The sequence below is a fragment of the Psychrobacter sp. JCM 18903 genome (assembly GCF_000586475.1).
Taxonomy (GTDB): domain Bacteria; phylum Pseudomonadota; class Gammaproteobacteria; order Pseudomonadales; family Moraxellaceae; genus Psychrobacter.
In genome coordinates this window covers 1-11974 of record NZ_BAWJ01000025.1, presented here as the reverse complement: position 1 = coordinate 11974, position 11974 = coordinate 1, and the positions used below count along the sequence as shown (strand labels likewise).

Annotated in this window: 9 protein-coding genes and 1 pseudogene; 5 read left to right on the top strand and 5 right to left on the bottom strand. The window is 37.8% G+C overall.

Going from position 1 to position 11974, the window contains the following annotated elements:
* Nucleotides 1–112 precede the first annotated feature (112 nt).
* From TT12_RS13355 to TT12_RS13340, 4 genes are all read left to right on the top strand, one after another.
* Nucleotides 113–2386, top strand: coding sequence for a leucine-rich repeat domain-containing protein (locus TT12_RS13355; protein WP_045455687.1), 2274 nt, complete (start codon nucleotides 113–115; stop codon nucleotides 2384–2386).
* Between the two features lie 296 nt (nucleotides 2387–2682).
* Nucleotides 2683–5118: an AAA family ATPase gene (locus TT12_RS13350; protein ID WP_243443727.1), complete on the top strand. Its 2436-nt coding sequence runs from the start codon at nucleotides 2683–2685 to the stop codon at nucleotides 5116–5118.
* Nucleotides 5119–5122: 4 nt separating this feature from the next.
* On the top strand, nucleotides 5123–6280 hold the full coding sequence (gene mcrC, locus TT12_RS13345; RefSeq protein ID WP_045455684.1) for a 5-methylcytosine-specific restriction endonuclease system specificity protein McrC: 1158 nt from the start codon (nucleotides 5123–5125) through the stop codon (nucleotides 6278–6280).
* A 120-nt stretch (nucleotides 6281–6400) separates the two neighbouring features.
* The gene (locus TT12_RS13340) at nucleotides 6401–7147 is read left to right on the top strand and encodes a hypothetical protein (RefSeq protein ID WP_201606194.1); all 747 of its coding nucleotides are present in this window, start codon (nucleotides 6401–6403) and stop codon (nucleotides 7145–7147) included.
* Between the two features lie 87 nt (nucleotides 7148–7234).
* Here the strand turns inward: TT12_RS13340 and TT12_RS17885 are convergent, their stop codons facing one another.
* The 5 genes and pseudogenes from TT12_RS17885 to TT12_RS13320 form a co-directional block, all read right to left on the bottom strand.
* On the bottom strand, nucleotides 7235–7432 hold the full coding sequence (locus tag TT12_RS17885) for a hypothetical protein (RefSeq protein WP_243443726.1): 198 nt from the start codon (nucleotides 7430–7432) through the stop codon (nucleotides 7235–7237).
* A 5-nt stretch (nucleotides 7433–7437) separates the two neighbouring features.
* On the bottom strand, nucleotides 7438–7953 hold the full coding sequence (locus TT12_RS13335; protein WP_243443725.1) for a 3'-5' exonuclease: 516 nt from the start codon (nucleotides 7951–7953) through the stop codon (nucleotides 7438–7440).
* 156 nt (nucleotides 7954–8109) lie between these two features.
* Nucleotides 8110–9009: an SMP-30/gluconolactonase/LRE family protein gene (locus TT12_RS13330; RefSeq protein ID WP_045455677.1), complete on the bottom strand. Its 900-nt coding sequence runs from the start codon at nucleotides 9007–9009 to the stop codon at nucleotides 8110–8112.
* Between the two features lie 71 nt (nucleotides 9010–9080).
* Nucleotides 9081–10189, bottom strand: a pseudogene (locus TT12_RS13325) (iron-containing alcohol dehydrogenase).
* Nucleotides 10190–10508: 319 nt separating this feature from the next.
* Nucleotides 10509–11165 (bottom strand): IS1595 family transposase, encoded by a 657-nt coding sequence (locus TT12_RS13320; protein ID WP_045455674.1) that lies wholly within the window; start codon nucleotides 11163–11165, stop codon nucleotides 10509–10511.
* A 121-nt stretch (nucleotides 11166–11286) separates the two neighbouring features.
* On the opposite strand from TT12_RS13320, the gene TT12_RS13315 reads away from it, so the two are divergent.
* A partial coding sequence (locus tag TT12_RS13315) for a PP2C family protein-serine/threonine phosphatase (protein WP_045455671.1) occupies nucleotides 11287–11974 on the top strand: 688 nt, incomplete at its 3' end.

The window sequence follows — 11974 nt, the reverse complement described above, 5'->3', positions numbered from 1 at the left end:
AACTCTTCAATTCAAAAGCTATTCATATTTTGTACAGTTTATACTGTCATTATTTTGAAGCAAATTTTATCGGATCGATGGTAATTAATATTATTTAATAAAGGAATTTATAATGAAAAACGTAGCTGACTCAAATAATGAAGAATGGATGCAAGAGATTTGGGATTGGGCAGATAAATTTAATATTGAAAAAGATGTTATTCCTAGAAAGCCAAAAAAATTAATTAAGTTAGAAGTACTGGAAATTAGTTACAATGATGAAATAAGTACAATACCTGAAAGTATTGGAAATCTTAAGAGTTTAGTAACTTTCGCACTAGAAGGAAGTAAATTAAAAAAATTACCAAACAGTATCGGTGAATTATCTAACCTGAAGCAATTAGTAATTAGCAGTAATGATAAACTAACTGAACTTCCTAAAAGCATTGGTAATCTTAAAAATTTGGAAGAACTTCAGTTGGGAGGAAATGGACTTAAGAAATTACCAGATAGTTTCGGGCAGCTATCAAACTTAATATACCTAACCATTAACGGTAACTATAACTTAACTGAAATTCCTGAAAGTCTTGGATGTCTTAAAAACCTAGAAAGCCTTACTTTAGGATACATGGGGATAAAAAAATTACCAGAAAGTATTGGTCAGCTATCAAAATTGAAATATTTAACTATTGAAGATCTTGAAAATATAATTGATCTTCCTGAAAGTATTAAAGACCTTGGGAATTTAGAAAGCCTTACTTTAGAGAACAGTGGTTTTAAAAAATTACCAGAAAGTATTGGGCAGTTGTTAAATTTAACAAATTTAACTATAAACTATAATAATAATCTCACCGAATTTCCTGAAAGTATTGGAAATTTAAACATTTTAGAATATCTTAGTTTGGGAGGTAATAGTGTTAAAAGATTACCAGATAGTATTGGGCAATTATCTAATTTAAGAGAACTAAGCATTAGTGGTATTGAAAAATCGATTGATATTCCTGAAAGTGTTGGCAATCTTAAGAATTTAGAAAGCCTTATTTTGGGATACATAAATATTAAGAAATTACCTGAAAATATTTTTCAATTATCAAGTTTATTAAGTTTGACTATAGTAGATAATATAAAACTCACAGAAATTTCTGAAAATATAAATAAACTCAAAAATTTAGAGATACTCTATTTAAAGGGTAATAACTTTAAAAAATTACCTAGTAGTATTGGTTATTTATCAAAATTGATAGATTTAAGTATAGAATATACTGGAAAAATTACAGAAATTCCTGATAGCTTAATTGAACTTGAAAATTTACAGAGTCTCACCTTAAACGGTATGGAAATAAAAAAATTACCTGAAAACATGAGTCAAATGATATCTTTAACAAGTCTAATAGTTGCAAATAATAAAAAACTAACAGAAATACCTGAGAGTATTTTTGGTGTTAAAAATCTAGAGGTTTTAAATCTAAGCGATAATAATTTAAAAATAATACCTGAAGGCATAAATAATTTAGAAAATTTAAAGTATTTGTATTTAACTTCTAACTCTTTAAAGTCTTTACCTGATTTATCCAATTTAATTAAATTAGAATATTTGGAATTAGATAACAACAAGTTGAATTCTCTTCCTGAAAGTATTATAGGTATGGAGAATTTAGAATCAATGAGTGTCTATGGTAACCCTCTTAAAGCTATTTCAAAACCTGTATTAAGTTTTCTAAAAAATTTAGACGTTTACGTTGATGGAGTTGATGGAGTTGATGAGGTTGATGAATCAGATTATTCAACTTCAAACATCTCTAATGAAAATGATACTTCAAGATTTCTTCAGGTAAATGGTTATGGGGTAGAGACCTTTGCTGGTACTGTAGAGGCTGCAACTTATCAATACTTCGAAGATAATGATATCGATCTTGAAGACTATAGCAATGATGTTCAGTGGGGTGATGATGACTGCCAAGTTCCAGAGGAGCATAACTTTGGCGGGTATGGATTATATGAAGTCGATAACCTATGGCATGTTAATGGTGCTTACTTAACAGAAGATACTCAAATTGAGTTAGTGAACAGTTCTGAAGATACACTTTGGAGTTCGAACTGTGATACTGAATCGCTTGAATCGCAGGGTATTAAGTTGATTTGCGTTTCTAGTCAGGAAGATATTTTTGATAGTTTAGATCTAAAAACAGTTGTCATGATTGGTAGAATTTTCCAACAAGGTTGTACTTTTGAGAATCAACTTAAGGATATTGAGAATTTTGATCCAAATAACCTGACTATTTATTATCATGAAGATGAAAGCGGAAGTATTATCAAGAAAATTGAATACAATGATACTGAGCTTGAAAACGGCAATAGTAGTACTTCTGGCTCAGGATCTGAATATTCTTGGGAAGTCATTGGATAGTAGGCTTTGTAATATTTTTTAATTTAAAGTCATATCAAAATATTTATAGTGCGCTTAGTGAAAAACACAATTTTGCTAAGCGCACTTTCAAATAGCATTAATTTTTTAAAAATAGTATTTATCACCGATAAAGTATTTTTTTAAGGTATTAAGTTCTCAAAATATCAAGCAACGATGAGTATTATTTTTAACTATTAGCCAAAAATTATTACTCATCAATTCAGGTTTTACGCTCTATAGCCTAAGTAGTTATCAAATACTATAATCAGAAAATACAACATTAACAGGGTTTTATAATGACTGAAAATTTTGAAGCAATAGATGTAAATTCTTATTGGTTTGTTGGTGCTGCATATGATGGAGTAGACCAAACCTCTCGATTTGTTGAAACAGGTATCTGGGAGATTAATCCTGAGGCTAACCCGATTGATTCAGTAAAGTTTATTGAAGCTGGCGATAGAATTGCTATCAAATCAACCTACACTAGAAAAAACGAACTACCTTTTGATAATCGAGGACACACGGTTTCTGTGATGTTAATTAAGGCTATCGGCACCGTTATAGAGAATGTAGGTGATGGTAACCATTTAAAAGTAGATTGGGACAACAGCTTTACGCCCAAGGAATGGTATTTTTTCACTAGTCGAAATACCGTTTGGAGAGTCATTCCTGAGACTGCGTTAAGAGTTAATTTGATTGACTTTGCATTTGACGGTAAAGCTCAAGACATAGATATGTTCCGTAACAATCCTTATTGGCTTGAAAGATTTGGCGATTCACCTTCAGAGCATTCCGCTTTTGAGTGGACAACTTTCTATGAAGAAATGGCCTCTAAGCTTCTTGCTTTTCGATATCGTCGTGATGAGCTTGTTACTGGTATTCATAAAATATCTGAAACAAGTGATGTCATGTCTATTCTTAACGACCAATACGAAGAAGGGGTCGAAGGAGGATTATTAAAAGATATATGTCCTTTTACAGTCATGGCTATTTTTAATCGTGGAATCACCGATGATAATCGTAAAATTATCGCTAAAGCATTGGCCGAACTACTTGATATAACAGAGCCTGTTCCTGAATCTTTTAATGGCATCCCTATAGTTAACAATCAAAGAACCTGGTTTTTTGGTTATCACTACAAGCGCCATACAGATGATATAGATATTTTATGGGAAGTCTTTGCCCGTGCTATCGCATTTGCCGACTTAGAAGATGAAGGTGAGAGTGAAGAAGCTAAATCTCAATTCTTTGCCGCGTATGACAGCGCTACCAACTGTTACGGCATAGGCTGGAATTTAACTATGGGTCTATATTGGATTAGACCGTGGAGCTTCTTAACCCTTGATGGACAGTCTCAAGAATACATCAATAAAAAGCTCAATATAGAAATTAATAAAAACGGTCCAAAAGCACGCTGTGATGCTCATGATTATTTAGAGTTGTTAGAGAGTCTTGAAACCAGGTTTTTAGAAGAAACTTATCCTGTACACTCTTTTCCTGAACTCTCGCTTGCAGCATACCAATTCAAACCAAATGAGTCAGAAAAACTATCCAATAGAACTTGGAAAGAGATTATTTTTTCACAATTGAAACAGCTTTGTCATGACAAGGACTCTCTTGAATTTACAGATAATGAGTTTTTGGATAGATTTACCGATGCTCTTAAAGAAAGGTTTCCAAAGAGAAGTGATGTCAAAGGAACGGTTAAATTCTTATTGAAAGAGCTAGCTAGTGATGGAGAGTTAGAGCTGCTTAGTAAAGGGACATATCGCTGGCTCGACAAAGATACAGTTAGTAATCTTGACACACAATTACCCTTTAAGACGGATACTCAAATGATGTTAGAAACTTATTCTATTGATAACATTACATCTGATGGGTGTTTTTTGCCTAAAGCTAAGATTGAGTTGATACTCAAACGTCTTCGGGATAAGAAAAATCTAATACTACAAGGGCCTCCCGGTACGGGTAAAACTTGGTTGGCTAAAAGATTAGCCTTTGCTTTAATGGGTCAGCGTGACGATAGTAAAATACGAGCCGTGCAGTTTCATCCTAATTTGTCTTATGAAGATTTTATTAGAGGTTGGCGTCCATCAGGTGAGGGCAAGCTGACATTGGTAGACGGCCCTTTTATGGAGATGATCAAAGCCGCTATTGATGATCCTGAATCAAAGTACGTTATTGTCATCGAAGAGATTAACCGAGGTAACCCTGCTCAAGTGTTCGGTGAGATGCTCACACTACTTGAAACTGATAAAAGAACGCCAGATGAAGCGTTAGAGCTGTCTTATAGAAAGTTCGATGGTGAACGTGTTTATATTCCCAGTAATTTATATGTCATAGGCACAATGAATATTGCTGACCGCTCGCTGGCCTTGGTTGATCTTGCACTACGTCGTCGTTTTGCCTTTATTGATCTTGAACCAACATTGGGCAAGCCATGGCATGATTGGGTTCAATCCAAAAATGGCATCGATTCAAATGTTCTAACTGGAATTGACAGTCGTATTAGGGCTCTTAATGAGGAGATTTCTGCAGATACCAGTCTTGGTGCTCAGTTTCAAGTAGGCCATAGCTATGTCACGCCAGCCGTTGGGATGACTATAACGAATGCTAAAGAATGGTTTAGTGAGGTGGTACAGACGGAGATCGGTCCTTTACTTGATGAGTACTGGTTCGATGATCTTGAGAAATCTCAAAAAGCACAGAAACGCCTGATCGAAGGTCTGTAAGTCTATGTCTATTGAAGTAGATCATCTGTCTGAATCTTATGATGAAATCAAGTTTGTAGGTGAAATACCGGTACGCAATCTTTGGCTGCTTATGCTCTATGCCTCGGATATGTATAGAGAGTTTGAAGCGGCTAAGATCTCAGTTGAAAATAACCCTGATGACATTCCAGATTTAATTGCAGAAATACTGTGTCGACGAGTTGAGCATCGTATTCAGCGAAACTTAAGTTACAGTTATCAGTCTCGTGATGCTGTGCTTAATCGTGTCCGGGGTAGAATAGATCTGCTTAGTACTGAGAGAAATAGATTGCTTGATCGTGGTAAAGTCGCTTGTCATTTTGATGAATTAACTATTGATACCGCGCGTAATAGATATGTCCGTGCTGCCTTAGAGAGTATCTCTAAGATTGTAAAAAATAATGATTTAGCTCATAGGTGCCGATCATTGGATGTGCGCTTAAGGCGCATGGGAGTCAGTCAGGTACGTCCTAGTCGGAGTGAGGTTTCAGTAGATCGCTTTGGAAGGCATGACGTTGAAGATAAACCTATGATTACAGCAGCTCATTTAGCTTTTAATCTTGCGCTTCCGACCGAGTTTGAAGGTACAAAGCAATTAAACTCGCCAGAGAGAGATAACTTACCCTGGCTTCGTAAGCTTTTTGAAAAAGGAGTTGCTGGATTTTATGACACGGTGTTGCCAAAGCAAAATTATCGAATAAGCGCTGGCAAGACCCTGAAATGGCAGATAGAGGATAAGAGCTTAGGCATTGATAAGATACTTCCTAACATGAGAACGGATATCTTAATAGATGATATGGAATTAGGACATCGCTTAGTCATTGATACTAAGTTCAATGCTGTCGTAATCAACGGTTGGTTTAGAGATGAAACCTTACGCAGTGGTTATCTATATCAGATGTACGCCTACTTAAGATCGCAAGAGGGTAGTGGGGACCCACTCAATGAAAATGCTTCAGGCCTACTACTTCATCCTTCCGTAGGTAAAAACGTTAATGAGTACATCGTCATGCAAAATCATAAAATTCAATTTGCTACTATTGATCTAGCAGCGACTGCGATCGAGATTCGAGAGCAGCTTTTGCAAGTTATCGGTGTTGAGAAAAAATTAAATTTTGATCTCGCCATAGCTGAAAAATTTTAATAATCTTAAAAATTTACAGTATTTTGAGCTGTTGCCTTTTGGATCAAGTAAATTTGAGGCTAGGTTGATTGAAGGTGAGTATAAATTGACAATAACTGATATAAAACTTGGCAGGTAGATATGAGTGAGTCAATGGAGATTTTAAGGTTGTTTGAATCAGACGGCCGAATGAATAAATTCCAAAATTTATTTAAACAGATCATCTGTTTTTTGTCAGAAGAAAAAATTGAGTATGTGATTATTGGTACAGTGGCATATTCAGAGTACGCACCGCCTCGTGCGACCACCAATATTAATTTCATGATCTCTGAAAGTGACTGCTGTAAACTTGAAAGCGTTCTAAAAGAACATGAGATTGACTTTATCTGGAATCCCTACCAACAGCTCGTCATTGCTGTCAAAGATAATAGCGAGGAGACCAAAAAATATCCTCTCGAACTTTCATTCCAAATCACCCCTAAAGGTCTTACATTTAATCAGCCCATACCTAAAGAGATATTTGGTGTGGCTGATGTACCTGTCGCTAGCCCTGAAGTATTAGTGGCTTTATGGTGTCTGGCAGTCAGCAATGGTCATTCTAAGTCTTATTACGACGCTCAAATGGTGATTAAGCTACAGCTAGCAGACGTTGATAGATGCGCTGCTGTGATTGAAAGTCTTCTTGAGAGTGATGCGAATAAAGTATTGCGTTCAATTCTCACAGGTAATGCTATGTATGTCGATACCATAGATATCGATGAAGCGCTTATTATGGCATCTGATCTAATCCAGACTCATGAAGAGATCGAGTTGGCTAAAGCTCATCGTTATCAAGCGGCGCAAGAGCGTCGGCGTCAATTGTATGAGAGGATGCAACAGACAAAATAATGCGGTGGTTTTCGCTTTTATTATACTGATGTTATAAGCTGGTGGAATGGGCGAATAATAAAAGCGCTAACTTGAAGGTACGCATATTTAAGCAGACTGCTCTAAAGCATTTTTACAAGCTTCAGCCAAATAAGGATCAACCGTATCTTGTTTCAATAGCCATTTAAGATATCCAGCCCCATCTGAATGAGTGGCTAAATCTGTAATAGCCTCACCTTTATGTTTACCAAAGCTTAAATGCGTAGGTATACGCGCCATTTCACTAAATTCATATAAGCTTTCCACATCATTTATCTCATGGCCTTGCTATTCGCCAAATCAATCAAACTACCTAGCACCAGCTCAGTGAAGTAAATATCAGCAATGGCAGCATGAGCATCCCTTGCTTGAGTACGGGCTATATCACGGTGAAAGTGATACAGGAGGGATACTAGCTTATGGCTTTCGAGCGTAGGAAGAAGACAGTTAGCCATCGCATTGGTGCATATTAACTTAGGTGTATGGGTCACGCCAGCATTTTTAAGAACAGCCATATCAAAGTCAATATTGTGACCAATCAAGTACTCAACACTGCCAGGCAGTCTAAAGTCCGTGTGCGGTGGTTTATCCGCCACATCCTCATCACAGATATGTGATATTGCCATAGAGCCCAAGCTGATTTCTTTAAGTGGGTTAAAACGCTTCGCTCTTGGTGCCTGTAATACAGTCACCTTGCCCTTAATGATATCAACAATAGAGTAGGCGGCCTCGGTCATGTGCGGATCAACAAGTCCGGTTGTTTCAGTGTCAAGTATGTATGTGGTCATAACTAGCCTTGCTTTTTTGAATTCGTTATAAATGGCGACATTATATCAGTCAAACTCTAATGATCTATTAATGAAAAGTCAGGCTATTTTAAATGCCTGACTTTTCTATGGTTAATCCTTTTACGTATTAACTTTATTTGCCTGCTAAAAAGTTAGCTATGGCGTACCAGCATGACCAACTTTAACCTGAGTAGATAGCATACGACCTCTGGTCTCAGCGGTACGTGATGCTTCATCCCAATCAGGTGCTGCACACATGAACAAGGTTTTGCCATCTTGTCCGCCAAGTGCCACTGCAAAAATACCATCAGGTGCGGTATCAACGACTTCTAAAATTTCCCCGCCTTCTTGAATACGAACAGCACGCTGGTTCAAAGTATCTGCAATCCAAACAGCGCCCTCGCTATCTAAGGCAAGACCATCAGGTAAGATACTGGCGTTTTCTATGCGCACCCCTAAATTTGGCTCATCTCCTAGTTCTCCGAAGTTCGCAAAGTCACGCTTCTCTCCTAAAGTCCCATCTTCTTTGATATCGAATTTTGAAATTTTATTACCAAATAGCTCATTGACGATTAACGTCTTTTGGTCAGCAGAAACGACCATACCGTTTGGAAAAGCTAAGCCTTCTGCCACAATCTGTGAGTGGCCATCAGGCTTCACCAATATAAGAGCCGCATGTTTATGGTCGGCACCACCCATCAAATCAAAGCCAAAGTTACCGACATAAGCATCACCATTAGGTGCAACGACCATGTCATTAGCATGTCCATCACAGTGCTCCCAGATATCAGCATGAACGACTAACTCGCCATCGTCTTCTAGGCGTAAGACTTTGCGATCTTTCATTGAAACCACTAGCATACGACCGTCAGGTAGCCAGCCCAAACCAGAGGGTTGTTGTTCAATATGGACAATTTTTTCTGCGCCGCCTTGATCATTCAAACGGTAAACGCCTTTGGTATAAAAATCGACAAACCATAAGGCGTCTTTATACCAGCGAGGTCCTTCTAAGTAATGAAAGCCATCGACGACCACGTCTAATTTGTATTCTGACATAACTATTTCCCTTCAGTAGTGGATATCTTCCTTGATAAATAACACTGTTTTAAATAATGCGAGTTTCTTTTTTAGAGTATCTCCTCATATATTGCTGTTACCTCATTTAACGTCATATCTTTAGGGTTAGTCGCGATTAGCCTAGCATAAGTATTTATAACGATGTCTGCTAAGGCAGGGATGTCTTGGTCTGTGATATCTAATTCGTTTAAGCGATATTTAAGGCCACTCGTCTCTAAAAATATTTTTAACTGTTTGATAAACAAGCTTGCTGCCTCTAAGTCTGTCATACCCAAGGTCTGAGAGGGCATAACAGCATGAGCTAGCTCTGCATAAAGAGGGGCTGCTGCTGATAAGTTAAAGGTGAAGACACCGCACATAACAAGCGCATTGGCATGTCCATGCGGGATATGAAAGTTGATACTAAGCGGGTAGGAAAGTCCGTGTACTGCAGCTACCGAAGAATTCACGAAGCTATACCAGCCAAAGTTGAGCCTAGTAGCATGTTAGAGCGAGCGTTGATATCGTCGCCTTGGTTTAATACTTTCTCAAAGTTATTCCAGAGCATCTGTAAGCCTTTAACAGCCAACGCATCTGAAATAGGATTCTTTTTAGTACGACTCGTGTACGCTTCAACACAGTGCACCATGGCATCTAAAGCGGTTGCAGCAGTGATATGTCGAGGTAGCTTAAGAGTAAGTGTCGCATCTAAAATGGCGACATCAGGCAGAATTTTGGGCGTATATAGGGCTTTTTTGCTACCATCTTTTGCTGTGATGACTGAGACAAAGGTGGCTTCTGCACCTGTACCAGCGGTGGTCGGTATGGCAAACAAAGGTAGTTTATTAAAGCCACTAACATCTTTATCTAAAATATCGTTTACCGATTCAAATTCGTTTGGATGTAATGCGACGATTTTTGCAGTATCGATAGAGCTGCCACCGCCTAAGCCGATAACCAAGTCACAGCTGTTGTCTCTGGCAATTTTAATAGCGTCATTGACGATTGCAACAGGTGGATCAGCTACAACACTATCGAATACGACAACATTAACACCAGCTTCTTGTAATGATTGCTGAGCAATATCGACATAGCCCAGCTGAGCGATTCCAGAATCTGTAACGATAATAGCGGACGTCGCACGATACTGCTTAGCTAATGTACCGAGCTTTTGACGCATGCTGTCAGCTTCACTGATGATATGACCATTGGTATAAAACTCAATCCCTGTCATTCTATGCTTCCTTGTATAGACGAGCGAGTACTTCAAGCACTCATGAGCCTAATATAACAGGGAAGTTTTTACATATCTATAAGACAATTCTGAATTGCCTAAGACTTTATCTTTATTAGGTATTATTAGTAAACCAATCACACTCTAGTCTATATTCATTAAATTACCTCCTCTGTAAGAGTATTGCTTTTAATCAAGCCATTTTTTAATTGAAAAATTTTTAAATATTATTCTTACATTTCAAAGGGGCTGTAGTAGATAAGGATTAAATATCACACCATTTTCTCAAGGTTTTCAGCTGATTAGATGGTGAGCCATAGTTGAATCTAAACTCGCACTCTTTTAAAAACAAATGGAAGTTCTTCTTATTAATCCCATTATACTTTCTGAGTGTTCGTTTGGACTGATTCCAGAAGTTCTCAATGCCATTGATGTGATTGTTCTTACCGCAAATGAACTCTATAGAGTGATTGACTCTGAAATGTTTAAACTCACTCACATCTAATGCATTGTAACTTCGATAGCTATCCGTATAAACAAAGCTGTCAGGCTTGATTTTACGCTTAATAACAGGCATTAGGGTAGTCTGTTTGGTGTCTGCTACGACAATGGTATAAACCTTACCGTTTCGTTTTAGAATACCAAATACAGCGGTTTTACCAGCTGCCCCGCGACCTCTTTTGCCTTTGCGTACACCGCCAAAGTAACTTTCATCTAATTCGACCTCACCATCAAAAAGCTCATCAGCTTCTAATGAGAGATGGTAATCTATCACAAGTCTTATTTTATGATAAAAAAGTGCAGCAGTATTAGGCTGAATATCAAGCAAATCTGCGGCTGTTCTAGCAGTCACTTCAGCCGTAAAAAACTCTAACAGCCTTCGCTGTGCTTTTTTACTTAGTTTACAACGGGTTATCTTCATAAAAGTAGTCTAGCATAGTGCTTATCTACTACAGCCCCAAACTTTATATTCTAACCTAGAATATTTTCTTCTAGGTTGCTCGTTATAATAGCTTTTATGATAAAAATATAGACTTGCCATCATGACTGCTTCTCTTAATAATTGTCCTTTAAACGATACTTCCTCTATTGCCCAAGCCTGTGCAATTACCTTTCAAGGTAATGCCAGTAATAACTTACAGCAAGATGCTTTTTTATTTTTGGACAACTGGTATCAAGAAGACTTAGGGATGATGGCAGTGACATCGTTTGCATCACCATTTTGTTTAGCAGCATCTGACGGTGTGGCAAGTTCCAGCCACTCACAAAATTGCTCAAAGGCGGTGGTAAAAGCGATTAGTCGGTTGTGGAGTCATAATACAAAGCTAACGGCCGATGCTATTCATCAGCTGGTTAATCAAACCAAGCATTCATATAAGCGTCATGGTGCAGCTGCAACCCTCGCTCTGGTGGTTGGAGAGTTAAATAGTGATGGAATAATAAAGGCAACGATAACGCATGTGGGTGACAGTCGTGTTTATTGGCTGCCTAAAGGTGCGACACAATGGCAGTGCCTGACTCGAGATCATAATCTGCTAAATGAACTCATCGACCAGAAGGCACAGGAGCAAGGTCGCTACGCAGAGTTTTCAGACTATAACCGAGAAGGCATGGCGGGGAGCTTATATAGCATTACTGAATGCTTTGCCTTGACCACTGATGACAGCTATACAAGCAGTGAAGCACCAGAGAGTAACTCTCGTAAGATTGATGTTAATAGAGGCGACTGTC